The following is a 24418-nucleotide window of genomic DNA, read 5'->3' on the forward strand; positions in this document are numbered from 1 at the left end:
GCAGCCTACTATTTATCAGGATATAGTGAAGATAATAGATGACTACATTGATAAGTGAAGGAGTTTTAACATGAATTCCCTACTTTTAGTGGAAGATAATCCCATGATTGGCCAAGAGATTGTCGACTTTTTGACCAAGCATGGCTTTGATGTACAGCTGGCGAAAAATTATGCTGAAGGGCAAGCGGCCTCTAAGCAGGCTTATGATCTGGCTATCCTGGATTTAAATTTGCCGGATGGAAATGGTTTTGATCTTTTGTCGCTCTTTTTACAGAATCATATCAAAGTGATTATTACTACTGTGGTTAACGATGTGAATTTTATTGCGGAGGCTCTCGATGCGGGGGCGTCGGACTATCTCACCAAACCCTTTAATCTGAATATCCTGCGGGCTCGGATTGCGGCTTGTTTGAGGGACTTTGGACCTATGGAAGGAGAGAGCGAATTAGTCCTTAAAGAAGACCAGGGAATGATTTATTATCAGGGGCAGGGGGTTGCTTTGACGGCCTTGGAATTTCGGCTCTTGGCCCATTTTATCCGCCACCGGGGCCAGCTTCTGACTCGGGACCAATTGCTGGATCGCTTCTGGGATGCCCGGCAGGCCTATGTGAATGACAATACCCTGACCGCTACCATTAAGCGGATCCGCGACAAGACCTCCAAGGATCTGATTGAAACCGTCCGCGGCATCGGCTACCGGTTGAAGCTATGATTTATATATTGTGGCTTCTAAGCATACTTGTTGTCGTTGGCTGGTTGAAGTTCTGCCAGCGCCGGCGGATTCAAGAGCTGGCAGACCTAATCGACCAACTCTACCAGCAAGATTATCAGATTCCCATGAAGCAGGATGATTTCTCCCAGTTGGAGGACCAGATCTATAAGTTATTCATTGAGCTGGTCGAAGAGAAAGAAAAGGTCCATCGTTTGTCCCAAAGTCAGAGTCGAAATATCGAAGACATTGCCCACCAAATTAAGACGCCGCTTACGGGCATGCTCTTTGCCTTGGAAAATGATAAGACGGATCCGGCGACTTTCTCCCAGCAATTAAACCGACTCAACGACTTGTCCAATGCTCTCTTGAAGTTGGCTAGTCTGGATAATAATCTTGAGGGCTTCAAGTTATCGCCAGTTCACTTGCGGGAAGTGATAGACTATGCTCTGGATATCTTGAGTGATGAAATTGATGACCGAGGAATTGTTGTCGATATCAATATAGGGGAGGCGGTTATGCTGGGACATTTCAACTGGTTGAGCGAGGCTGTCATTAATATCCTAAAGAATGCCATCAACCAGGAAGGCACACGTCGAATCTGGCTAAGGACTAGGGAAAATCCTATTTATTTGGAATTGTCTATCCAAGATGATGGGGGAGGGATTGTTGAAGGCAAGCAAAAGAAGATTTTCCAGCGTTTCTATAAGGATCCTGATTCTAAGGGTTTTGGGATTGGCCTCGCTATGGCCAAGCGCATTGTCGAGAAACATCAAGGGCAAATTAGCTGCCGAAATACCGACCGAGGGGCAGAATTTATCCTGCAATTTTATAAGTGAGAGGGAAGTAATCGCGGAGACCATTTCTTCTCTTTTTATCCGCTTTATCACCGACTTGTCATTTTCATCCGCTATAGTCAAACTAGGAGGAGATCTTATGGAAATACTTCGCGTTGACAATTTGACTAAAATTTATGGCCAAGGAGAAAAGCAAGTCCGGGCTGTCGATGGGGTGAATCTGTCCGTCAACCGGGGAGAGCTTATCGCCATTGTCGGGCCGAGTGGGTCGGGTAAGTCTACCCTACTCCATATGCTTGGTGGGGTGGACCGGCCCAATGAGGGGAAGATACTCATTGAAGGGTCCGATATTGCCAGCTATTCGTCTAAGGAAATGGCCTTGTTCCGGCGGCGCAAGGTGGGGCTGATCTACCAGTTTTACAACCTCATCCCCAATCTGACCGTGGCACACAATATTAAACTGCCCTTGAAGTTAGATGGCCGTCAGGTGGATGACGCCTTCTTTAATGACTTGGTGACTAAGCTGGGCTTATCCGATAAGTTGCAGGCCTTTCCGAGTGAGCTATCGGGAGGCCAGGAGCAGCGCGTGGCCGTGGCCCGCAGTCTGATCTACCGGCCTTCGATCATATTAGCGGATGAACCGACCGGGAACCTGGACCGGAAGAACTCTCAGGAGATCATTGACCTCTTGAAGTACTTCAACCAGACCCTCAAGCAGACTATCCTGATCATCACCCACGATGAAAACCTGGCCCTTCAGACCCAGCGGATTATCACCATGGTCGACGGGGCTATCGTAGGAGATGAGCCCAATGAATAAGAAGAATTTACCGATTTTCATTTCACTTCTGATTGTTAGCCTCTTTTTCACAGTAATTTTTTACTATGGCTATACCAATATTTCGTCAAGTAACCGCCAGCTAAAGGCAACGAATTTCTACGATGCCCGCTTGTCAGAAGACCTGTCCCAGGAAGAAATCGAGAAACTCAACCAAGTGGAAGCCATTGAGCTGGCGGGTGGGACTTCTGCCAGGGCCCACAGTGCTAAATACAAGGGCCATCTCATTTCCATGGTGGGACAGGATGTGCCAGTCAATCAGATGCGAGAAGAGTCTTATTTGTTGGCTGGGCGCTTTCCCGAATCGGCGGATGAGATTGTTTTGAATGAATCTCTGGTTAAGCAGGAAGGCCTCTCCCTAGGCGATGAGCTAATGATCGAACTAGGGGAGCGTCAGGTAGACGGGGAGGCGATCGATGCCCGGTCGACCTATACCGCTGAAGAAAGTTTCGAGACCACAGAAAAGCGGCACTATACCCTGGTTGGTGTCTATAAAGACTTTTATAATGAAAATTTGAAAATAAATTATGGTTTGCCCTTGGTGGAAGAGGGCGAAGAACAGATTCCTTTGATTAGTTTTCACGATTTCAAGGCAGCCTATGCCCAGAGCGAGGCTATCCAAGACGAGATTCAAGATCTACTAGGAAAAGAAGTGGAATTGGACTTTAATGACTCCCTGGTCCGCTACTACGGCCTGGACGTCAGTCAAAGTAAAAACCTGATGACCAAGCTGGTTAATGCCCTCTCTCTCCTATTATGTATGGGAATCTTTGTCTTCTTTATCAAAAATATTTTCTGGGTTTGGGGGCTGCAGAAGATTCGCGAGCTCTCCATGTATAAATCCATCGGGTCGACGGATTTTCAAATTTATCTCTTATTGGTGAAAGGGGCAGTCACAATCTCTGTCCTGCCCGTTTTAATCGGTCATGTCCTGGGCTTTTTCCTTATTCGTTATCTCTTTGAAGTTGCCAATAGTGGTAAAGCTGAAGTGGTCTTCTTTAACCAGGTTCACTTTAACTGGATCTTGTCTCTAGTCATTATCCTGGTGGCCCTAGCGGTTGTCCTAGTCGCGGTCATCTATCCGGCGCGCAAGATCGCGAAGATCGATATTATTGAAGGGCTCAAGGGAAATTTTAGCCTGTCTAAGAAGAAGGGTAAGAAGCGAAGTCCCAAACTCTGGAAAGAACTACGGCTGAACAATATGGCCAGTATCAAGTCCCAGCGCTATATCTCAGCTATTGGCATTTTGATTGTGGCCATTTTCTGTATCGTCTATGCCATTGCTGACTACAATCGGGACTTCTATGCCTTTGATGATGGCTACGATCTCACGGTCCACTACTACAATGACACCGGTGACTTGCCCCCTATCCTGCCCGAAATTCTAGCTGATTATGAGGGGGAGGGCTATATTTCTAAGGAAAAGAACCTAGCCATTGAACCTAACTTAGAGCTCTCCCAAACCGCCCAATCACTGGGCCTGGATGAGCAATTGAGGCAAATGATGGCTGATACCAAGCCCCAATACATCAGGGGAATTCTGGTCGCCCTCGAAAACGACGACCTCCAGAAACTGGGCGGCAGGCCAGGGGGATTTACCCTCTACAACCAGGTCCAAGCAGATCCCAACGAGCCCCTTGCTCAGGCTGAAAAAGTGCCGTATTTTGATCATCCTAATCAATTAGACCTTAGCATTAATGAGAAGCAACGAAGCCTTCCCATTGCGCAGACCATTGATGACCTTGGCCCCTATCAGACTCGGATCCTGCCCTTTACTGTCATGGTCTATACGGATTTTGGGACCTATCGAGAGCTGATGGAAGAGGTTCAAGATGATAAAAATTTCAATTACCCCTTCGAGCTGAAGCTCAAGCTAGCCAAGGGAGAAGCTGGCCGGGCCAAGGAGGAAATTTCCAGCCGCATTGAAAATACCATAGCTTATAATGAAAGTTTCAAGGTCTTTACAGATGAGGAAATCCAGGCCGAACAGTTTACAGATATTCAAAGCTTCAAGATGATTATCTATGGGATTGCGGCCATCATCTTCCTGATGAATATCACCAACGGCTATTCCTCCATCAACCTCAGCCTGATGAGCCGGCGCAAAGAAATCGGGACCCTCTATTCGATTGGGATGGATATCCAGGCCTTAAGAAATCACTTCAGTCGCGAATTTCTCTTCGAACAAGGAAAGTTCTTCCTCTTGTCTGCCTTGATTACTTTAGGGATTATGCTAGGGATTGCTGGGCTATTCAAGAGCGTCGATATGAAGGCCTTAATCTTATACTTTCCTTATCTGGTCTTCCTAGGATTTGCGGTTCTAGTTTATGGCTTGAACTTACTCATTTACTGGACAGGTCTCAGTGCTATTCTAAACCATGAACCGATTGATTTGATCCGAGGAATATAATAAATCACTGAATAAAATAACCGACTTTTTGAGCCTGTTTTTAGGAGGCGAAAAGTCGGTTTTTTTATTGAGGAGAAAGACGCATTGAGTGGGCATGATACTTTGCTGGTTTATTTTCTCATGGTAAGCTAAAAGCGTAAATTGTAACTCGTGGGGAAGTGACTAGTGTCTCCCATTATTCCGTTAAGGAGGTTACTGATCATGAAGTCATTGAAAGAATTAGAAGAAGCTCATCAGGCCGCCCAAGAAGTGCTGGTTCATTTAGATAAGGGAATTGAATTGCTCCAATCGGCCTCCAAATGGGGGATGTGGGATTTACTGGGTGGTGACTTTCTGCCTAGTTTGATCAAGCGGCGAAAAATTCAGGCGGCAAACCAAGAAATCGAGGCTCTTGGTCAATCTTTAAGATTTTTAAACCAAGAGTTAGCGGATGTCAGCATGGCCTTGCCCCAAGGAATGGCTGATGGACTCAAAGATAACTTCTTTGATACCTGGTTTGACAATGTCTTTACAGATGCACGGGTCCAAACAGATATCAAAAACCAGCTCCAAGCCCTGCAAAGGATGCGTCGGTCGATCAATCAATTAAAGGTGAAATTGGACCAGCAGATTAAAGAATATTAGCCAAGTAAAAAAGACGAACAGTCCTGTTTTCACGAGTTAACTGTTCGTCTTTTTATATCTTTTAATTGATTTTACCTAGGCCTGGTACTGACCTCTCGCTTTCGGCCAGATCGCTTCTTGACCGGGTTTGTCCACTAATTTCTTACCCCAGGTTTCTAGGACCTGGTTGACGTAGGGGAGGATATTATGACAGTATTCCACACAGCCAAGGTAGTGGCCGTCTGCGTCATAGATTCCCTTAAAAGTACAGGTAATCCATTCCCCAGGAGAGGTGGATGAAATAAAGATTTTTTCACTCGTTTTCTCTTTGTTTTTGAGAGCGGCTAGGATATCTTTGACCTTTTGATGTTCCGCTTCTGGATAGTTATAGTTAATGTCTAGCCCCACCGAGGTCACGGTTTTAGGGTTGAGCATTTCATCAACATCATTCTTATAGTTGAAGTAAAGCAGGCGGTCTTCCTGGTCATAGTAGGCGACTTCGACAGGGATCTGCTTTAAGAAATGGTTCAAGTGAGAAACCGTAAGAATGCCGCGGTCTAAGCAGACATAGTCTTGTCCGCTGGCTGGCTCTTTAGCTTCCACTTCTTGAACCAACCAGTTATTATCTGGATAGATTTGGCTTTCCGACCGGTGGGGGGCTTGGGATCCCTGGGTCCAGTCGTCAAACTTCTTATCAACAAAGCGGGATGAGCGACTGTCTAGGATTACCTGAGGTTTAGACTTAGGATCAGCGGCCTCGTCATCGACCATTTCCTGGCCGGTCATCTGACAGTAATAGTCAACAATAGGTAAGTTATCTTGGACCCATTCCATGGTGCCTTCGTAGCTTCCGTCTGGGTTATAGAAGGCCCGGTGGTTATGGGTCACAAAACGTTCTGTTTCACTCCAATTAGACCGCAGGACCACCCGAGGAACTTGGTGAGTTCGCATTTCATAGATGAGTTTGGCAACACTTTCAGCCACTCTTTCGGGGTGGATGTTGAAGAGGGCTTCACCGACTGCTTCAGGGTTCCGTTTGGCCACCATGTCTTCTTTGGGCTTGTGACGGTTGTAGAAGAGATATTGGTTATTGGCGTCGCAGGTGGTTACCTCATGGTCAATATTCGCCAAGAGCTGGTTAATTTGGTCAACGCTTAATACCCCACAGTCGAGTTTGACTGCATCACTAGCGCGAGCTGCCTGAGTTTTCTCAGCGGCGACCTCTACCCAGTTATCTAGGGAGCGGTCAATGTCAGTGATGGGGCTTTCCACAGGGTGTTCTACTTTAAGATCTTCAAGGTCTGTATATTTCAATGCTTGGTCTTCCTTTCTTTGATGGCTAGTAAAAGTCTAAAACAAAGTGACCTTTGGGATGATGGAGGCGGTCGGAATGGACTTGGTAGGTTTCTTCAATGATGGATTCACTGAGGACCTCTGCGGGTTTCCCACCGGTTACTAGTTGCCCTTCAGAGAGCAGGTAGGCACAATCGCAGTAGCGTAAGACCTGGTTGAGGTCGTGGAGGATCATGACCACGGTCAGCCCCTTTTCTTCATTCAGTCGGCCAATGAGATTGAGAAAGTGAATCTGGTTACGGATATCCAGGTAGGTCGTCGGTTCATCAAGAAAGAGAAGGTCAGGCTCTTGTGCCAAAGCTAAGGCTAGCCAGACTAACTGCCTTTGACCACCAGAGAGCTCTTGGAGTTGTTTATTCCGATAGGCACTTAAGCCCACCATGTCGATCACTTGCTTGACAATGTCTTGGTCTTCCTTAGAACCATGGTCTAGCCAAGTTTGGTAAGGACTCCTCCCCAGACTCACAATATCAAAAACAGAAAGTAATAGTTGGTTGCGGTGGCTTTGTTGGACCACGGCTATCTTTTTGGCGCGTTCTTTTAAGGGAATAGCATGCAAATCTTGTCCTTCAAAAATCACCTGGCCACTCTCTAATGGCTTACGTCCATTGAGGCAGTCAAAAAGTGTCGTCTTTCCCGATCCATTGGGGCCAATTAAGCCGGTAATACTTTCTGCTTCAATATCCAGCGAAATATGACTCAAGTGAAAGTCCGACTGTCTTCCATAAGAATAACTGATATCTTGGGCTGTTAATAAGATGGTCGATCACCTCCGAGTCGATTGGCGGTAAAGCAGGTAGAGGAAGAAAGGTCCTCCAATTAGGGACATGGTGGTTCCGATGGGGATTTCCAAAGGCGCAATTACCGTCCGTGACAAGGTATCGGCCAGGATAAGTAGAATGGCCCCCAGGATCCCAGTAAAGGGGATCAGACGACTATGTTTGCCACCAACCAGTAAACGGGCTACATGGGGGATAATTAAACCCACAAAACCGATCATCCCCACAAATGAAACCGTAATGGCTGCCAGGTAAACACCAACCAGGGCCACTACCAAGGCAATAACCTTAGGTGGATAGCCTAAAGAATGAATTAGTCCATCCTCTAATTGCAATAAATCCATCTTGGGATGGATGAAAATCAGGCAGAGATAGGCTGGTAGGGCATAGAGAAAGAGTAAGGAAATATCTTGCCAACTATGACCACTGAGGTTACCGTTTAGCCAGAGAATGGCCCCATGGAGGCGGTCACTATTCATGGTAACGATAACACTTTGTAAACCGCCCAATACCGAGCGGATGGCTAAACCGGTTAGGACAATCCGAACCGAAGAATAGGATGACTGAAAAGCTAAGAGACCCACCAAAAGAAAGGCTCCCACTCCGCCGACAAAGGCGAAAAGGGGAACCATGGCGGTCTGTTCTGGAAAGAGGATCAATATCACCACCGCTAATAAGCTGGCTCCGGCATTAATCCCCAAGATATTGCTGTCGGTAATGGGATTTTTGAGGACACTCTGGATCAGTAGTCCGGAAAGTCCCAGGTTTAGTCCTGCCAAAAGGGTAATGGCGATTCGGGGATAGCGGATGCTCCAGAGGATCTGTCCTCGCTTAGTAGCTTGGTCAGTGAAAGAAGATAAAATATCTTCCAAATTGACTGGAATACTCCCAAGCCGCATACCAATCAGAGCAAAGATTGCCAGGACCACCAGCAACAACAGAAAGAGAAGCCAGCGACTTCTGCTTCGCTTAATCACCCTAATCTTCTCCTAAGAGAGCTTTCTTAACGAGCGCCAGGTCATCAGCTAAACCTAAACCACCATTGATGCTAATATCATTGGAGGTTAAGGAGATAATGTGGTCATTCTTACCGGCCTTGGTTTCTTGCCAGATTGGTTTTTGTAATTCTGCTTCGATTTGCTCTTGGGAAGTGTTTTCGTCAGCGGTCCCCTTGTTCTTTAAGTTAAAGACATTGGAGAGTGAATAGCTGATAATGTAGTCAGGATCGGCATCAATAATGGCTTCCGAGCTGAAGTTAACTAGACTACCGTCAGTAATCACATCACTGCCTGCCTCCAAGGATTCATCAGCAATGTTTTTCATGCCTAATTTTTCTAAAATTGAAGCTAGGTAGCTATCATCAGAAGCTACGGAACTGCCTTCTTCTGAGTTAAAGATGATGACGAAGGTTTTTCCGTTAAGGTTTTCGGTGCCTTTTAAGACTTCTTCTTCTTTGGCATTAATGTCATCGACAATGCTTTGAGCCTTGTCTTGGCGACCGGCTAATTTACCAATGTCTAAGAGGGTTTGTTTGACATCGTCATAGCGCGTATAGTCAAAGTAAACCGGTTCAACCCCAGCGCCTTCTACTTGTTGGCGAGTCATGGCTTCCAGTTTCTTATTGTTCAAGTAGTAGTCCGCTTCAGTAGCTGCTAGGGTTTCTAAATCGATCTTAGGACCGCTACCCACTTTAGGAAGGTCACGATAGTCTTCAGGTAATTGGTCGGGAGCGTGCGAGGTGACACCAACCAGAGGAATCTCTAAAGCATCGGTCATTTCAGCTAGGGATAGGGTTCCTGCAACGAGGGCTGGTTGTTCTTCGCTCCAGTCAGATTTTTTAACAGAGTCTTTTTCTTCTTTGGGAGCCTCTGTTTGGGACTCTTGACTAGCTACTTCTTCGCTCTGGTCTGAGGAAGCGGCCTCCTTATCGCTACTATTGCTGCCGTTTGAACAAGCAGCTAAAAGTGCCAGGGAAGTTAAGGCAGTTAAAGTAATCTGTAATTTCTTTTTCATATTACAATCTCCTTATCTCAAATATTTATTATTTATATATTATTTTATCATGAGGTAAAGAAACAATGTAAGCCTTATCAAAAGTTAGGCGATATAAAAGCTTGTTTTTGTTCGTTATTTAACAAGCTTGCTTACCTTTAGGTGTTTACACTGATTCTTTGTGAGAAAACTTGGAGTGAATTAGGAAAAATATGTCGCTTATATTTGACGTGTCAATTATTTGTGACTATACTGATTATGAAGGCTAAAATAAGACGGATATAGTAAGGAGATTATCAAATATGGAAATTATTGCAATTATTGTTATCTTGGTATTACTTGCTGGTCTAGCAATTTATAGCATTCGTAAAACGAAAAAGACTAGGTCATCTGATCACGAAACAAGTAACAAGGAAAGCGAGGCTGATGATCATATTGGCGTGGGAATCGCCCTTGGCTTAGGGATAGGGGCTTGCTTTGGGGTAGTCTTCGACAATATCCCCCTAGGAATTAGTATCGGCCTATGTATCGGTACCGCTATTGGGGTGAATTATTAGGCGCTAACTTTTTAGATTAAGTATAAAAAGTAGGAACCTAGTTTAGTTAGATTTCAGCCCGATAGAGAAAACAATCTCTCTCATGAGAATAGATAATTCCGCAGGCTTGGAGATAGGAGTAGATAATTGTAGGGCCAACAAAGGCCATGCCTTTTTGCTTGAGGTCTTTAGAAATAGCCGCTGATAAGGGACTAGTGGTTCTTCCTAATTCCACCCGTCGTTTGCCTTGGGTAAATTGGCACAAATAAGTATAAAAGGAGCCGTATTCCTCCTGAAGTCTTTGAAAGACTCGGGCATTTTGAATACTGGATCGAATTTTGGCTTGGTGGCGGATGATTTTCTCATTAGTCAATAATTCTTGGATTTTATCCTCACCATATTGGGCCACCTTATTGACATCGAAATGGTCGTAGGCTTGACGGAAGGCCGCTCTTTTGTTTAAAACGGTCTCCCAGGAAAGCCCGGCTTGAAAAGATTCTAAAATTAGCATTTCAAAGAGATAATCGTCTTGGAAATTAGCCAGACCCCATTCCTGGTCATGGTAGCTGATGTATAAGGGATTAGCTAAATTGCACCAGTGGCAGCGTTGCATGAGTTGTGACCTCCTTTGGGCCAGGTAAATTGACGCATATCCTGGCCTTCTAACTTGAGTAGTTGGTATTTATTCTCTAAGCCACCAGCATAGCCAGTAAGTTTCCTATCCTTGCCCACTACCCGGTGGCAGGGGATGATGAGACAAATCGGATTCCAACCGACCGCTCCACCAACTGCTTGGGCCGACATACTAGTGATGTGGTGGTTTCTAGCGATCTTATCAGCTATTTCCTGGTAGGTCATGACTTGGCCGTAGGGAATGCTTAGCATGATTTCCGCTACCTCTTGACGGAAAGGGGTAGGGTCTTGGAGCCGGAATTTAGGGATAAATTGCGGAACTTCCCTAGAAAAATAAGCGTCTAACCAGGCGATACTTTCTTGGAAGGGTCGGCTGGTTATTTCAGCATTTTCTAGGTTAAATCTGCTAGCATCCTCTGCCCCCGAAAAGTAAAGCCCAGTTAAGGCTTGACCATCACTAGTGAGGATAATATCATCGAAGTTTGTAGGAGTGGAATAAGTCCAGGTGAAAAGCAAAGTGTGCCCCTCCTTTTTGTGGAAAACGGTTATCAATCGATCAGTCTTATTGTAACATGTTGCTTTTGGAGAGCCGTGTCCTGTCAAATAATGATTGTTTTTTTATCCTTGACAAAGGCTGTTTATATTTGTTTTTTGTTATAATAGAAGTAGATAAGTAAAGCTTAACTAGAAAAAGCAGGAGTGAGTCTTATGAAAAACGGTTTATTTATTCGCTTAGTCGCTTATTTTATTAGTAGCTTTTTTACCTTTGTCGTCTATTTCTTATTGACGGATTATTTTGGGATTGAACTCACTCAATTTCCCGGTCTTTTATTGGGGGTCTACTTAGCCCTGGCTTGGTTCCTCTTTCCGAAAGTCGTATTAACCCTCCCATACGATTCTGAGGCGGGCTATATGGTTACCAGTAAGATTCTCTATCCAATCTATTTCTTAATTAGTCCAATCTTATTCTTATATTGGCACTTTAAACGGGTGCTTTAGAGCTGTTGATTTAGGAAGCATTGGTTCACGCAACAAGGAAAAATAATAAAATCCGCCTAGTTACTCAAACTGGGCGGATTTTTTAAATTCACTTCAATAATCAAAAGGGGGCTGAGCCGGGGAAGACTACTTTGGCTTTCAGACATGGTAAACTATTTTGGAGAGAGTCGTTCAGATAAAAATAGAAAGGGATGGGAGTACATGGAAGGTGCCTTTACTGTGAATTTTACCCGGCTTGAGGGGATTCCTCTGGTGGAGATCTATTCACAAGAACAAGAGTCTAAAGATATCGTGATTGGCTACCATGGTTATCAATTGAATAAGGAAGCCTTGATTAAACAAGGATTGATCTACGCTGCCAGCGGTTTCCATGTCTTCTTGCCCGATGCGCCCCTCCACGGTGACCGCCAAGTTGATCCCTTCCCCGATAGCTCCATTAGTATTATGCCTGGGATAATTGTACAAAGTTTTGCTGAGTTTCCTAAGCTACTGACTGCGATTCAAGAACGGCAGGCAGTTGATCGGGTCTTTGTCTATGGAGCCTCCATGGGTGGGATTATGGCTGCTATGATTGGAACGGCTTATGCGGAAACATTAAGCGGGTTAGCTATTCACATTGCTGGGATTAATTTAGCGGACCAGCTGCAAAGAATTTACGGGGACCGCTATCCCGAGAAGTTGGGTTCAGAAGCTTTGAAAATTATCCTAGAAAACAGTCCGACCGCTCATCCGGACCAATTCTTAAGCCAGCCGGTCTTTGTCTACAATGGCGGTTCTGACGATGCTGAAATCTTGGAATTCAACCAGCGCGATATTCAACAGTTAAAGGCTGATTTTCCCCAAGCCCGCTTGGAATGGATGGTTTTAGATGAAGTCGGCCACCGGGTATCGAGTCAAATCAGCCGACAAACAGCAGCATTCTTTCAGTCTAGTTTCTAAATGAGATAACTCAAATTCAAAAAAAGAAGCACAGTTTCTTGATTAAAGGAGAGCTGTGCTTCTTTTGTCTTTTATTCAATATCCAAATCGATGCGGTCGTTCATGGTTTCGCTAACATATTTACCGTCTTTCTTGCGTTGCTTGACACATTCGGTGAGCAGGTATTCGATCTGCCCATTAAGGGAGCGGAAGTCATCCTCGGCCCAAGCAGCTAATTGCTCATAGAGCTTTTGCGAGATGCGGAGCGGGACTTGTTTCTTAGCCATTAGTAAAGACTTCCCGAGTTCACGATGGGGGAGACTTCGCTATTGCCACAGAGCACGACTAAGAGGTTGGAAACCATGGCTGCCTTGCGTTCCTCATCTAAGTCGACGACTTGCTTGTCTTCAAGCTTGTCCAGAGCCATCTCTACCATGCCAACCGCGCCATCAACGATCATGGCCCGGGCGTCAATGAGGGCAGAGGCTTGTTGACGTTGTAGCATAGCTGCGGCGATTTCAGGCGCATAGGAGAGATGGGTGATGCGGGCTTCGACAATTTCTAGCCCGGCAAAGTCCACCCGATTTTGGATTTCTTCCTTAATTCTAAGGGCAACAATTTCACTCGACCCACGCAGGGACCCGCCATCGGGTTCACCATCTCCGGTGGTATCAATTTCAAATTGTGGATTCACATCATAGGGATATTGGCGAATAATGTTACGAAGGGCAGAATCGGTTTGTAAGGACAGGTATTCTTTATAATTATCGACATTGAAAACGGCCTTAGCGGTGTCACTCACCCGCCAAATGACTGCAATGCCAATTTCAACCGGGTTCCCCAAGTAGTCATTAATTTTTTGCTTACTGTTATTTAAGGTCATGGCCTTGAGGGAGATTTTCTTGCTAGGGCCAAGCGAAATTTCCATTCCATTTTGATCTTTGGCCGACTTCTTTTCGGCTTTTCGGACGTCTCCACTTTGACCGAGATAGGTGCCGGCCGCGGGATTGATGGCTTGGCAGAAGGGGTTAACAAAGTAAAAACCTTCGCCCTTAAGGGTACCAATATATCTACCAAAAAGGGTCAAAACTAATGATTCTTGTGGGCTTAACACTTTAAGTCCAAAGAGAATTAACCAGGCTAAGGCCAGGTAGGCAATCGCTAGTAGGTTCACTAGGGGGTGTACTTGGAGGATCAAGAGGATGGCAGCGAGGACAAGACCGATAATATAAGTGATCAGTACGGTCATCCCGTTTTTCTTACCTGTTAAAACAGTTTCCGTAATTCCAGTGTCTAGTTTCTTATCTGTATTAGCCATGGGAGTCTTCCTTTCTAATAAGACCAGTGACGATTAGCCCTCGATAGGTAAATGACCAAGGTTGACCGGCTGAGAATGAATGGCCATTGCTATCCTAGGGCTAAAAAGAACTTTTTACCTTTCGACTCAGCTTTTAAGTGTCTATCTATTTGATATCTTTATGATATCACTTTGAAACGGTATAAGCAAGAAAAGAACGATTAAATCCAAAAAATACCGTCAAAAAGATTTGCGAGTTAATTTAAAAGTTGTTTTAGGGCTAGTTTTTAGGGATAAATTAGTATATGATGGTAAAAATTTAGCTTTACAAGCAATTGCAAGATGAGCGTTTTTTGCAAGCGCTAAGTAGCAGGTCAAGTGAATCGAGGAGGATGAAACATGCTGGAAGTAATTGGTGTAGGAATCGTGGTTTATTATCTGCTGGGCTGGAAAAAGCAGAGAAGTCAAAACACTTCTGATTCCAAGAGCGATCCCAAGCAGCCTTTTATGAGCTCACTTAGCTGGTCGCTCTGTTTACTGGGCTGTATGGGGATTATTTCTCATAAATTGCCTCTCTACTTAGGTTTAGGGCTGCTTCTCTTAGTCATTGATTATTTTGATAGGGCTTAGTGATTCCTTTACATATCAGCGAGTAAAAATAAGAAAACGGTATAGCTGGCCTTGGTAGCTAGCTATACCGTTGTTTTTATTTTATGGCTTGAACAATGGAACGAGTAAAGTCACGGATTGGTTGTTCGGCTTGATCTTGGTATTGGTCGATTAGTTTAATGATAGCAGATCCGATAATTACTCCGTCAGACAGGTTAGCCATTTTTTTTGCTTGGCTGGGGTTGGATACTCCAAAACCGATGGCGGCTGGAATATCAGGGTTGGCTTGGCGAATGGCTTGGACCATGGCGTCTAGGTCGGTTTGAATGCTTTGTCTGGTCCCGGTTACTCCTAGTGAAGATACCACATAAAGGAAACCTTCTGCTTCTTTGGAAATTTTATGGATGCGGTCATGGGAAGTGGGGGCGACCAGAGAAATCAAGGCGACACCATATTTTTGACTGTAGGAGAGGAGTTCATCTTTCTCTTCGTAAGGGACATCGGGCAGAATTAGGCCTTGGATGCCTACTTCTTTGCAGCGACGCATAAATTTATCAGGGCCGTAACCAAAGACGATATTGGCGTAGGTCATAAAGACGAGGGGAATATCGATCTTCTCTTGGAGGCGTTCGACCATGGCGAAGACGTCATCGGTACGCAGGCCTCCCTTTAAGGCGGTTTCAATGGCGTGTTGGATGACAGGGCCTTCCGCGGTAGGATCGGAGAAGGGAATGCCGATCTCAATTAAACTGGCACCCTCCTCAGCCATGGCTTGGATATACTTTTCCGTGCTGGCTAGGTCAGGGTAGCCGGCGGTAATATAAGGGATAAAGGCTTTTTTATTTTGGAAAACGGATTGAATACTAGTCATAAATTTCTTCCCCCGGTAACGTGCAATGGCGGCACAATCCTTATCGCCACGACCAGACAAGGTAATACAGATAATTTGGTCGGGACGCATAGTTTTGGCTAATTTGATGGCGTAGGCCACGGCGTGAGCGGATTCGATAGCAGGAATAATCCCTTCCACGCGGCTAAGGTATTCAAAAGCTTGGACCGCTTCTTCATCAGTAATCGGAACATAATTGGCCCGCTTTCTCGCAGCCAGGTCGGCGTGCTCAGGACCAATGCCTGGGTAGTCAAGACCAGCAGAGATGGAATAGACCGGGTTGACCTGGCCATCCGCATCTTGAGCAATAATGGTCTTCATGCCGTGGTAGACGCCAGTACGTCCCACTTGCATAGTGGCAGCGGTATCTGGGCTATCCACTCCATGACCAGCGCCTTCGCAACCGAATAGTTGCACTTCAGGGTCATCGATAAAGGCGGCAAAAGACCCAATAGCGTTAGAGCCCCCGCCGACACAGGCTAGTACTGCATCGGGTAAGCGACCTTCGCGTTGGAGAATTTCTTGACGCATTTCTCTTGAAATGACGCTTTGGAAGTCACGTACCATGGTTGGGAAGGGGTGGGGACCCATGGCCGAACCGATGCAATAGTGGGTGTCTTCCATGCGCCGGCTCCATTCCTTCATGGTCTCGTTGACTGCATCCTTTAAGGTCCCGGTGCCGGAATCGACGGCCACCACTTGGGCACCTAATAACTTCATACGGTAGACATTTAAGGCTTGGCGTTCAGTGTCGTGCTTACCCATGTAAACCACACAGTCCAGGTTCAATAAGGCGCAGGCCGTAGCAGTAGCAACACCGTGCTGGCCTGCTCCAGTTTCAGCGATGATCCGGGTTTTACCCATCTTCTTAGCCAGAAGAACTTGGCCGAGGACATTGTTTATCTTATGGGCTCCAGTATGGTTGAGGTCTTCACGTTTAAGATAGATTTTTGGTCCCCCTAAATCTTCGGTCATATTCTTAGCATAATAGAGTAGGCTGGGACGGCCCGCGTAATTATTTAATAAATCGGTCAATTCGCTTTGAAATTCAGGATCATTCTTATATTTATTGTAGGCTTCTTCTAATTCGATGACAGAAGGCATTAAAGTTTCTGCCACGAACTGTCCACCGTATTCTCCAAATCTTCCTTTAGACATTTTTTACCATCCTTACTATTTCTTTGATTTTATCTGGATCTTTGTATCCTTGATTTTCCACTCCAGTCGAGAGGTCCAAGCCAGCGGGGTGGACTTGGGTCATAGCGGCTTGTATATTAGTGGCATTGAGTCCTCCGGCGAGGATAAAGGGGCGGTCGAAATCCTCTAAGAGCTCCCAGTTAAAAGACTTGCCACTGCCGGCCTCCTTATAGTCGAGGAGAATCTGGTCAGCGGGACTGGCTTTAGCCTTTGCTAAGTCGCTAGCCTCACTAATGGCAAAGGCCTTCCAAATGGACTTGTTAGTGAGATTTTGTAAATAGATAATGTCAGCTGGGCTTTCTTGGCCGTGCAGTTGGGCGATATCGATGACGCCTTCATTTAATAAGTCAGCAATAACTTCTAATGGATAGTTGACGAAGACGCCCACTTTTTGAATTTTAGGGTCGACATCTTGGCTGAGTTGTTTTAAGGTGTCGATCGTGATTGAGCGTTGACTTTTAGGGAAATCGACAATGAAACCGACATAGTCTATCGGGAGGGGGTTACAGTAGCTGATATCGATTGACCGCTTGAGGCCACATATTTTAAGCTTGGGCATGGTGGCTGACCTTTCGAAAGGCTTGGATAAGGGCACTGGGGTCGGCTTGGCGCATCAAGGCTTCGCCCACCAAGACGGCATCCGCACCAATTTCAGTGAGGGAGCGAATATCTTCTGGACCTTGTACCCCGCTTTCTGCGACAAAGAGGACCGAATCTGGAATCCGACTCCTTAGCTCGGCTGCATGGTTGAAGTCAACAGAGAAGTCCTTTAAATTACGGTTGTTGACGCCGATAATTTTAGCGCCATAGGCTAGGGCCAGGTCGATTTCTTCCAGGTTATGGGTTTCCACCAGGGCACTGAGCCCTAGGTCATCGCAAATGCTGAGATAGTTTTCTAACTTCTTGGGGTCTTGGTCTAAGAGGGCGCAGATAATCAAGACCGCATTGGCGCCCATGATTTTAGCTTCATAGATCTGATAGGGGTCGACGGTAAAGTCTTTTCTAAGCATGGGCAGGTCAACGGATTGTCGGATTTCTTCAAAGATTTCCTTAGAGCCCATAAACCATTTGGGTTCAGTTAATACCGAGATGGCGTCTACTTGATTGTCTTGATAGTGCTTGGCAATGTCTAAATAGGGAAAGTCTTGAGAAATGATTCCTTTAGAGGGGGAAGCCTTCTTGATTTCAGCAATCAGGCTCAGTCCTTCCTTGGCCAAGGCCTGTTCAAAGATAAGTTCTCCCTTAGCAAGACTGAGTGCGCGCTCTTTAACGGCTTCTAGGGGAAACTTGGCCTGACTGGCTTGGACCCGTTCCTTACTATGTAAGGCTAACTGCTTTAAGATCATGGGCGACTCCTTCCTGGCTAGCGGCGATATAATCTTGTAGGAGTTGGTAGGCAGCGCCAGAATCGATGATTTGACGAGCCAGGTCAATCCCTGCTTCTAGGCTAGCCGCTTTTCTGGCCGCGTAGAGACCAGCTGCGGCATTGAGGAGGGTGATATCCCGTTTGGCGCCGTGTTCTTTGCCAGTTAAGATGTCGATAGTAATTTGAGCGTTGTCAGCTGGCGTTCCTCCGACTATATCAGCCTTTTGGTAGTTAGAAAAACCATAGTCTTCTGGTTTGATGGTGAAGCTTTCTTCATAGTCACCATCGAAGAAGAGGGCGGAAGTCGGTGCCGAGATAGAGATTTCATCCATCCCGTCTTGGCCGTAAACCACTAGCCCCCGTTCAACCCCTAAGTTCTTAATGACCTTGGCCATAGGTTGAATCAGGTCTTCTTGGTAGACACCTAGTATTTGGTATTTGGGTTTGGCTGGGTTAGTGATGGGACCTAGGATATTGAAGATGGTCTTAATCCCTAGGTCTTTGCGGACGCCACTAACGTTTTTCATAGAAAGGTGGTAGTTTTGGGCAAAGAGGAAGCAGATTCCCACTTGGTCCAATAATTGATTGGCTAGGTCAGGATCTTGGTAGAGGTTGATGCCCAGCGCTTCGATACAGTCAGCGGCACCGGATTTGGAAGAGGCTGATCGGTTGCCGTGTTTGGTAACGGGGACGCCAGCTGCGGCAATAATTAAGGAAGCGGTCGTTGAAATATTAAAGGAATAGGATTGGTCGCCACCGGTTCCGACAATTTCTAGAGTGTCTTTTTGGGTGTCGATACTTTTGGCTTGGTCACGCATAGCCGCTGCAGCTCCTGCAATTTCTTGGTCACTGGCGCCTTTGATGGCTAGGGCGGTCAGGTAGGCAGCCATTTGTGCTTGGCTGACTTGGCCAGACATCATGGCCTTAACCGCTTGGTAGGATTCTTGGTAAGATAAGTCTTGGTGTTTAATTAATTGTTCGATTGCTGCTTTCATTATGTTCTCTCCTTTTTAGCTCTTGATAGACAAAAAAACTTGCCCTTATAACTAACTTCATTGCTGATTAGTTATAAGGACAAGTTGTTTAACCTGCGGTACCACCTTGATTGGCATCACTCGATGCCCACTTAGGAGCGGTCAGTCTGACCACTCGGCTGCTGATAACGCCAGCCTTGCGTCTTGCTTTTGGCTCTAATAAGCCCTTGGCAAGCCTTCCAAAGGTCCATCGCTAAGGCTGGCTAAACGTCTTCCATCACCACGTTCTTGCTCTAAGCTAGCTACTTAGCTATTCCTTCGTCATAAGTTTCATTTACAAATAAAAAAGCGCTTATCCATAAAACATTAAAAAGTTAATGTTCTAAGGACAAGCGCTTTTCAACCTGCGGTGCCACCTTACTTGATCGCCTGGGCGATCCTCTCGAGATAAGCTAAACAGCTTATCCCTCAACCCAGCTAACGGGGGTCAATCCGTTATGGCTACTCTCCAGTTCACCATACCCTCCAAGGCCCATCCATTAAACTAATCAGACGCTCTCACCCTTCGTCCTCGCTAATGATTAGTGGTTTAATGTTACTTCCTCTTTAACGGTTTCTCGATTTCATCCATCATAGCCAAGTCTATTGATAAAAGCAAGATAAATTTAATTTTTATGAATTTTGATTATATGATCTAAATTGATCGCCTGGGCCTAAGCAAGGTGATTTAAAGTGTTATTGACAATAATAGTTAATGGCTTTTTGGACAAAGTTTGCCGTACCTTCTCCTGCAAAGGTGTCGATATTTTTGGTGAAGTCTCCACCGCTAGCATACATTTTTCCTAGTTCCATTAAGATATCATTAGAGCAAGGATAAAAGTGTGTGCTGATAAATTCTTGTAATTTTTTTACTAACTTTTGAGCGTCTTGGGACTGATAATTTTGGTTTTTGACCTGGGAAAATTCAACAAATATCAGCATTAACTGTTGATGGATTGTATTTTTTTGAATCTTAGACTGCTGGCTTTGCTTTTCTTCGTAGCGACGATATTCTTTAGTATCTCCCCAGTAATCCTTAGCTTGTTGCGTATAGTGAGCGATGTTTCTTCTATCAAAGGCCTGAAAATTGACAGAGTCCACGCCCAACACCTTGATTCCCTTAGCAAAAAGAATTAGATTTTCTAAGTGTTCCTTTTTTAAGGTTAATAATTGGATTTGTTGGTCTAAGGCCAGATCTTTATCAAAGTTTTTACTGTTGATGATCTCCTTAATCTCTTTTAAAGAGAATTCTAATTCCTTAAATAATAAAATATATTGTAACTTTTTCAGATCTTCATGACTGTATAGTCTATAGCCAGAAGCAGAACGTTTAGAAGGGGTTAGCAGGTTGATTTTGTCATAATAATGCAAAGTTCTGATACTTATGCCTGCCAATTTGCTAACTTCTTTAACTGTTTTCATATGATCACTTCCTAACTATTAAGTAATTGTCTGGCTTTTTGACTAGATAAATGGCTATTCATTATTTAGACCGGCCAATATTTTCTTTGGCTTGTTTTATAAGTTTAATAGCCTTAGAAAAATCATTATAGGTCACCATACAATCTTTTCCATCTCTAGCAACGGCAGTGGAACTAGCAGATATGACGACATTAAGAAGATCGCCACCAGAAAAGCCAGATGTTTCTAAAATGATTTTATCTTTTTCTGCTTTATCAATGCTTACTGGCAACTTGTCTGGTAAAAAGTGTTTAAAAATAACTGTTCTAGCCTCTTTTTCGGGGAGGGGAAATTCAATATGGCCTAAAATTCTTCTGATAAAGGCAGGGTCATAATTCTCCCCAAAATTCGTTGTAAAGATGACAATTCCTGAAAAATTATCCAGCTCTAATAAAAGAACTGATTTTGTGACATTAACCGCTTGGTCTGTACTTTGATTAACCTGGGCTAATCGCTTACTTAAGAGGGAATCAGCTTCATCAAAAATAAGAACAGCATCTGTTTCAGTGGCCTTGGCAAAAATGGCTTTAATATTTTTAGGGGTTTCGCCGACAAATTTAGATTCAATTTCAGCGTAATTTGCCCTTAATATATCTTTCCCGAGTTCATGAGCTATGGCCTCTGCTGTAGCACTCTTGCCGGTACCTGGAGGGCCGTAAAGGTTAATAGCCGTCCTTCCGCCACTAGGATCGATCTCTTTTAAGCCAAAGGTATTATATAATAGATCATGATGTTTAATTTTAGCGAGTAAGCTATTGATTTGTTCTCGTGTTGACTTACTTAAAATGATATCATCTAAGCTTTTTTGAGGTTTTTCAATGGAAAATATGTCTGAATGACCTTGTTTATTATTCAGTTGGTCAGGAGAGACGTATCTCCCTTTAGTCGAATTGGTTTTGCTCATTTGTCCATCTTACTTTCTAGTGCTTTTCTTCTAAGGTGTTTAATTGTTCTTGCAGCCAAATTTCTTCTAAGGAATCGACATAGTTATTAATTGTTCCAAATAGGAAATCAGGCAAATCGGGATCGACTTGTGCTAAATTCTTTCTAAAGCGCTCGTCGTCACGGTAGACATAACTTAAGCCTCTAAGAATTTCTAATGAAGGCTCATAGGACATCCCAATAAAGCGATGCCATCTTTGCATGGCTTCTTGTAGTTTTTGGCTGTCAGGGTCTTCGTTTTTTAATTGAGCAAGGTTTTTAAATACGGCCTTACTTTCATCCACCATATCTTGTTTTTCTTTTGGATCATAGTACCGCCAATTCATCTCTGCTTCATGTAATTTTTCTGATCCCCATTTATTCTTTACTTCTTGTTTTTCCTTTTTTCTCTTGATGGCAAGCGCTTTTTTCTGTTTTTTACCCGCTTTTTTCATTGAGCTCCTCCTAGTCAATAACAATCCAGTACTCTCTATTCACAAATAATAGTCCCTTTCAATATAAAGTATGACGTAAGGTTAGGGTCAAGAAATAATTTTAAAAGTGAATCTTTTCTAGTTAATCAGACTTTTTATGATTAGGAAGAGAATGGTATACTTAATAAACCGAGATGTCAGGAAAGGAGCGGTAGAGATGGCTGAGAGAATATTTGTGGTTGAGGATGATCCGGTAATTGCGACCGGCCTGGAGCGGGAACTGACCAAGTGGCATTACCAGGTCAAAAGGGCGGAAGACTTTGAAATTATCGACCAGGAATGTCGGCGTTTTGACCCTCATCTAGTCCTTTTAGATTTGAACTTGCCGTCTTATGATGGTTATTATTGGTGCCAGATGATCCGTAAAGACAGTGCGGTTCCCATCCTTTTCCTATCGGCCCGCGATACCAGTATGGACCAAGTCATGGCTATGCAGGTAGGGGGCGACGATTATGTCACCAAACCCATCGACCTGCCCCTATTGCTGGCCAAGGTCCAAGCCCTCTTACGCCGGGCCTATCGCTACAGTTCAGCCAGTGAGCTCTTGTCTTTTTCTGGGGTCCAACTTGATTCCACCAAGGCTAGGCTGCTGTACCATGGTCAGGCTAGCGATTTAACCGCTACTGAACTTCTCATCCTTAAGCAACTCTTTCAGGCTCAAGGGGACTATGTCAGCCGGGAAAGCCTGATGGAGGAGTGCTGGTTGGGGGAGAGTTATATTGATGACAATACCTTAGCGGTCAACATTTCTCGTTTGCGTAAGAAATTAGCTCAGCTGGGGCTGGCAGACTTTATCAAGACCAAGAAGCGGGTAGGCTATGCCTTAAATGAGGAGGTTGCTAGTCAGTGAAAAACTTTCTTAAGCGTCAAGGGTTGACCCTTTTTACTATGGCTTTTACCTTTCTGGTTTTAGTATTAGCGGTCCTACTTTTTGATTTAGATGACCTGGTTGCCCGTTTTCTCTTGCTTTTCTTGGGCTTTTTTTATGGCCTTACTTTGTTTATTAGCTATTGGATTTCGGGACGGCAGGTTGACTACCATAAGCTCTACCTTGAAAGCCAGGCCAAGGCTGAAGCTGACCGGGTCCAAGCTGACCTGGTCAAGCAAGAGCAGCAGGGCTATTTCTTGACCTGGCTCCACCAGATCAAGACGCCCATCGCAGCAGCTAAACTTCTCATCCAAGATCTGGACCCCAAGACCAAGGCTGACTTGGAAGCTCAGTTACTAGCTATCGAAAATTACACCACCATGGTGCTCACCTATTTGAAGGTAAGTAATGAGAAGAAGAACCTGCAGATTAAGGCTGTCAGTCTTGATGCCCTCATCGCTCCCTTACTCAAAAAGTACCGGCGAATCTTTATTAATAGTCATACCCGCCTCCACTACCAAGCCATTCCTGACCAAGTCATGACTGATCCTACGGCTTCTGAAATCATGATTGAACAGGTCCTTAATAATGCCCTTAAGTACGCCGCTGGAAGAGAGATTTGGATTACATATCAAGCGGACCAGGCCTGCCTCACTATTAGGGACAACGGCCGGGGGATTAAGGCCAGCGACTTGCCCAAGGTCTTTGACCAGGGTTACTCAGCTTTTATGGGCCAGAGTTTGCGGCGGTCAACGGGGATCGGTCTTTTTCTGGTCAAGCAATTGGCCGATCGTTTAGACCAACCGGTAGAATTAGACTCTACTTGGGGCCAGGGAACCACGGTTAGAATTTACTTCCACCAAGATGCCTTCAGTGGGTTGTAGCTTACAATTTTGTAAGATTGGGTCCTGCTTTTGTTAGTTTAGATAAAAGCAGGACGCTTTTTTTCTTTCTATAATTAAGATAAAGAATGGAGGAAAGAAGAAATGCTATTAAACGTGATTCATTTAGAAAAAATATATGGCCAGGGCGGAAATGCCACGACAGCCTTACGGGACGTGAGTTTTCAAGCGGAAGCTGGTGAGTTTGTTGCCATTATGGGGGAGTCCAGCTCAGGGAAATCCACCCTCTTAAATATTATTGCCACTTTGGATAAGGCCACTGGGGGGCAAGTCCTTTTAAATGGCCAATCCCTGGCTAACTTAGGGGAAAGAGACCTGGCTGCCTTTCGCCGCCAAGAGTTGGGTTTTGTCTTCCAAGATTTCAATATGCTTAATACTTTCACCAACCGGGACAATATTCTCCTGCCCCTAGTGCTTTCCAACATGGATTACCCAGAAATGGAGCGACGTTTAGCGAAGATTGCTCCCTTACTGGGGATTGAAGACCTCTTGGACAAGTATCCCTATCAGATTTCCGGAGGGCAGCAGCAAAGGGTGGCTATTGGTCGGGCCATTATTACCCAACCCAGCCTGATTCTGGCTGATGAGCCGACTGGGGCCTTAGATTCTAAAAACAGTGAAGCAATCATGAAACTCTTTACCCAGTTAAACCAGCAGGGTATGACCATTTTCATGGTAACTCATTCCTTACGCTGTGCGGCTTATGCTAAACGCGTTCTCTTTATTAAGGATGGGGTAGTTTACCATGAAATTTACCGAGGTGAAGATTCTTTAGCTGATTTTCAGGAGAAAATCGCCAACAGTCTCTCCTTTTTAAACCGGGAGGAGGGCTAG

General features: G+C 44.8%; 27 protein-coding genes, 1 pseudogene and 1 other annotated feature. Of the genes and pseudogenes, 12 read left to right on the forward strand and 16 right to left on the reverse strand.

Annotation, left to right across the window (positions count from 1 at the left end; genetic code table 11):
- Positions 1-70 precede the first annotated feature (70 nt).
- From DBT50_RS00725 to DBT50_RS00745, 5 genes are all read left to right on the forward strand, one after another.
- Positions 71-712, forward strand: coding sequence for a response regulator transcription factor (locus DBT50_RS00725; protein ID WP_111852378.1), 642 nt, complete (start codon positions 71-73; stop codon positions 710-712).
- Positions 709-1548, forward strand: a complete 840-nt coding sequence (locus DBT50_RS00730) for a sensor histidine kinase (protein WP_111852379.1) — start codon at positions 709-711, stop codon at positions 1546-1548. Before DBT50_RS00725 ends, DBT50_RS00730 begins: the two co-directional genes overlap by 4 nt.
- Positions 1549-1645: 97 nt before the next feature.
- On the forward strand, positions 1646-2326 hold the full coding sequence (locus tag DBT50_RS00735) for an ABC transporter ATP-binding protein (RefSeq protein ID WP_111852380.1): 681 nt from the start codon (positions 1646-1648) through the stop codon (positions 2324-2326).
- Positions 2319-4754 carry an ABC transporter permease gene (locus DBT50_RS00740; protein ID WP_181566116.1) on the forward strand — a complete coding sequence of 812 codons (2436 nt, stop codon included), beginning with the start codon at positions 2319-2321 and terminating at the stop codon, positions 4752-4754. Before DBT50_RS00735 ends, DBT50_RS00740 begins: the two co-directional genes overlap by 8 nt.
- Positions 4755-4955: 201 nt before the next feature.
- Positions 4956-5378 (forward strand): hypothetical protein, encoded by a 423-nt coding sequence (locus DBT50_RS00745; RefSeq protein ID WP_111852382.1) that lies wholly within the window; start codon positions 4956-4958, stop codon positions 5376-5378.
- A 75-nt stretch (positions 5379-5453) separates the two neighbouring features.
- Here DBT50_RS00745 and DBT50_RS00750 read toward each other — a convergent pair whose 3' ends face one another.
- The 4 genes from DBT50_RS00750 to DBT50_RS00765 all read right to left on the reverse strand — a co-directional run bounded on the left by DBT50_RS00750 (position 5454) and on the right by DBT50_RS00765 (position 9502).
- A complete protein-coding gene (locus tag DBT50_RS00750) occupies positions 5454-6671 on the reverse strand; it encodes a PAS domain-containing protein (RefSeq protein ID WP_111852383.1) in 1218 nt (405 codons plus the stop codon).
- 25 nt (positions 6672-6696) lie between these two features.
- Positions 6697-7413, reverse strand: coding sequence for an ABC transporter ATP-binding protein (locus DBT50_RS00755; protein ID WP_181566117.1), 717 nt, complete (start codon positions 7411-7413; stop codon positions 6697-6699).
- Positions 7414-7476: 63 nt separating this feature from the next.
- Complete coding sequence (locus DBT50_RS00760; protein ID WP_111852385.1) at positions 7477-8466, reverse strand: FecCD family ABC transporter permease; 990 nt, start codon at positions 8464-8466, stop codon at positions 7477-7479.
- Position 8467: 1 nt separating this feature from the next.
- Positions 8468-9502: an ABC transporter substrate-binding protein gene (locus DBT50_RS00765; protein WP_111852386.1), complete on the reverse strand. Its 1035-nt coding sequence runs from the start codon at positions 9500-9502 to the stop codon at positions 8468-8470.
- Positions 9503-9783: 281 nt separating this feature from the next.
- Between DBT50_RS00765 and DBT50_RS00770 the strand changes: the two genes are divergently transcribed.
- Positions 9784-10038, forward strand: coding sequence for a DUF2700 domain-containing protein (locus DBT50_RS00770; protein WP_198434797.1), 255 nt, complete (start codon positions 9784-9786; stop codon positions 10036-10038).
- 46 nt (positions 10039-10084) lie between these two features.
- Here DBT50_RS00770 and DBT50_RS00775 read toward each other — a convergent pair whose 3' ends face one another.
- Together DBT50_RS00775 and DBT50_RS00780 are read right to left on the reverse strand one after the other, a co-directional pair.
- A complete protein-coding gene (locus DBT50_RS00775; protein WP_111852387.1) occupies positions 10085-10630 on the reverse strand; it encodes a DNA-3-methyladenine glycosylase I in 546 nt (181 codons plus the stop codon).
- Positions 10603-11166 carry a methylated-DNA--[protein]-cysteine S-methyltransferase gene (locus tag DBT50_RS00780; RefSeq protein ID WP_111852388.1) on the reverse strand — a complete coding sequence of 188 codons (564 nt, stop codon included), beginning with the start codon at positions 11164-11166 and terminating at the stop codon, positions 10603-10605. Before DBT50_RS00780 ends, DBT50_RS00775 begins: the two co-directional genes overlap by 28 nt.
- 192 nt (positions 11167-11358) lie before the next feature.
- Here DBT50_RS00780 and DBT50_RS00785 point away from each other — a divergent pair, with 192 nt between their 5' ends.
- Together DBT50_RS00785 and DBT50_RS00790 are read left to right on the forward strand one after the other, a co-directional pair.
- Positions 11359-11649: a hypothetical protein gene (locus tag DBT50_RS00785; protein WP_111852389.1), complete on the forward strand. Its 291-nt coding sequence runs from the start codon at positions 11359-11361 to the stop codon at positions 11647-11649.
- A 201-nt stretch (positions 11650-11850) separates the two neighbouring features.
- Positions 11851-12588: a serine aminopeptidase domain-containing protein gene (locus DBT50_RS00790; RefSeq protein ID WP_111852390.1), complete on the forward strand. Its 738-nt coding sequence runs from the start codon at positions 11851-11853 to the stop codon at positions 12586-12588.
- Positions 12589-12659: 71 nt separating this feature from the next.
- Here the strand turns inward: DBT50_RS00790 and DBT50_RS00795 are convergent, their stop codons facing one another.
- Together DBT50_RS00795 and DBT50_RS00800 are read right to left on the reverse strand one after the other, a co-directional pair.
- The gene (locus tag DBT50_RS00795) at positions 12660-12854 is read right to left on the reverse strand and encodes a PTS ascorbate transporter subunit IIC (RefSeq protein ID WP_060777595.1); all 195 of its coding nucleotides are present in this window, start codon (positions 12852-12854) and stop codon (positions 12660-12662) included.
- A complete protein-coding gene (locus tag DBT50_RS00800; protein ID WP_198434798.1) occupies positions 12854-13852 on the reverse strand; it encodes an SPFH domain-containing protein in 999 nt (332 codons plus the stop codon). The genes DBT50_RS00795 and DBT50_RS00800 overlap by 1 nt, the downstream gene beginning before the upstream one ends.
- Positions 13853-14263: 411 nt before the next feature.
- Here DBT50_RS00800 and DBT50_RS00805 point away from each other — a divergent pair, with 411 nt between their 5' ends.
- Entirely contained in the window at positions 14264-14494 is a 231-nt protein-coding gene (locus tag DBT50_RS00805; RefSeq protein ID WP_111852391.1) for a hypothetical protein, read from the forward strand.
- Between the two features lie 76 nt (positions 14495-14570).
- Here DBT50_RS00805 and trpA read toward each other — a convergent pair whose 3' ends face one another.
- From trpA to DBT50_RS00845, 8 genes and pseudogenes are all read right to left on the reverse strand, one after another.
- The gene (gene trpA, locus DBT50_RS00810; RefSeq protein ID WP_224785051.1) at positions 14571-15344 is read right to left on the reverse strand and encodes a tryptophan synthase subunit alpha; all 774 of its coding nucleotides are present in this window, start codon (positions 15342-15344) and stop codon (positions 14571-14573) included.
- 6 nt (positions 15345-15350) lie between these two features.
- Positions 15351-16520, reverse strand: a pseudogene (gene trpB / locus DBT50_RS00815) (tryptophan synthase subunit beta); the annotation flags it as partial.
- Positions 16513-17118 (reverse strand): phosphoribosylanthranilate isomerase, encoded by a 606-nt coding sequence (locus DBT50_RS00820; RefSeq protein ID WP_111852393.1) that lies wholly within the window; start codon positions 17116-17118, stop codon positions 16513-16515. The pseudogene trpB and the gene DBT50_RS00820, both read right to left, overlap by 8 nt.
- The gene (gene trpC / locus DBT50_RS00825; RefSeq protein WP_111852394.1) at positions 17105-17905 is read right to left on the reverse strand and encodes an indole-3-glycerol phosphate synthase TrpC; all 801 of its coding nucleotides are present in this window, start codon (positions 17903-17905) and stop codon (positions 17105-17107) included. Before trpC ends, DBT50_RS00820 begins: the two co-directional genes overlap by 14 nt.
- Complete coding sequence (gene trpD / locus DBT50_RS00830) at positions 17877-18920, reverse strand: anthranilate phosphoribosyltransferase (RefSeq protein WP_181566118.1); 1044 nt, start codon at positions 18918-18920, stop codon at positions 17877-17879. The genes trpC and trpD overlap by 29 nt, the downstream gene beginning before the upstream one ends.
- Positions 18921-19280: 360 nt before the next feature.
- Positions 19281-19518 (reverse strand) — a binding site (T-box leader).
- 116 nt (positions 19519-19634) lie between these two features.
- Positions 19635-20360, reverse strand: coding sequence for a MerR family transcriptional regulator (locus DBT50_RS00835; RefSeq protein ID WP_111852396.1), 726 nt, complete (start codon positions 20358-20360; stop codon positions 19635-19637).
- Between the two features lie 61 nt (positions 20361-20421).
- Entirely contained in the window at positions 20422-21303 is an 882-nt protein-coding gene (locus DBT50_RS00840; protein WP_111852397.1) for an ATP-binding protein, read from the reverse strand.
- A gap of 16 nt (positions 21304-21319) precedes the next feature.
- On the reverse strand, positions 21320-21775 hold the full coding sequence (locus tag DBT50_RS00845; RefSeq protein WP_111852398.1) for a TipAS antibiotic-recognition domain-containing protein: 456 nt from the start codon (positions 21773-21775) through the stop codon (positions 21320-21322).
- A 196-nt stretch (positions 21776-21971) separates the two neighbouring features.
- Here DBT50_RS00845 and DBT50_RS00850 point away from each other — a divergent pair, with 196 nt between their 5' ends.
- The 3 genes from DBT50_RS00850 (at position 21972) to DBT50_RS00860 (ending at position 24418) form a co-directional block, all read left to right on the forward strand.
- Positions 21972-22664, forward strand: a complete 693-nt coding sequence (locus tag DBT50_RS00850; RefSeq protein WP_224785048.1) for a response regulator transcription factor — start codon at positions 21972-21974, stop codon at positions 22662-22664.
- Positions 22661-23566 carry a sensor histidine kinase gene (locus DBT50_RS00855; protein WP_111852400.1) on the forward strand — a complete coding sequence of 302 codons (906 nt, stop codon included), beginning with the start codon at positions 22661-22663 and terminating at the stop codon, positions 23564-23566. The genes DBT50_RS00850 and DBT50_RS00855 overlap by 4 nt, the downstream gene beginning before the upstream one ends.
- A gap of 102 nt (positions 23567-23668) precedes the next feature.
- Positions 23669-24418, forward strand: coding sequence for an ABC transporter ATP-binding protein (locus DBT50_RS00860; RefSeq protein WP_111852401.1), 750 nt, complete (start codon positions 23669-23671; stop codon positions 24416-24418).

The organism is Aerococcus tenax (assembly GCF_003286645.3).
GTDB classification, from domain to species: Bacteria; Bacillota; Bacilli; order Lactobacillales; family Aerococcaceae; genus Aerococcus; species Aerococcus tenax.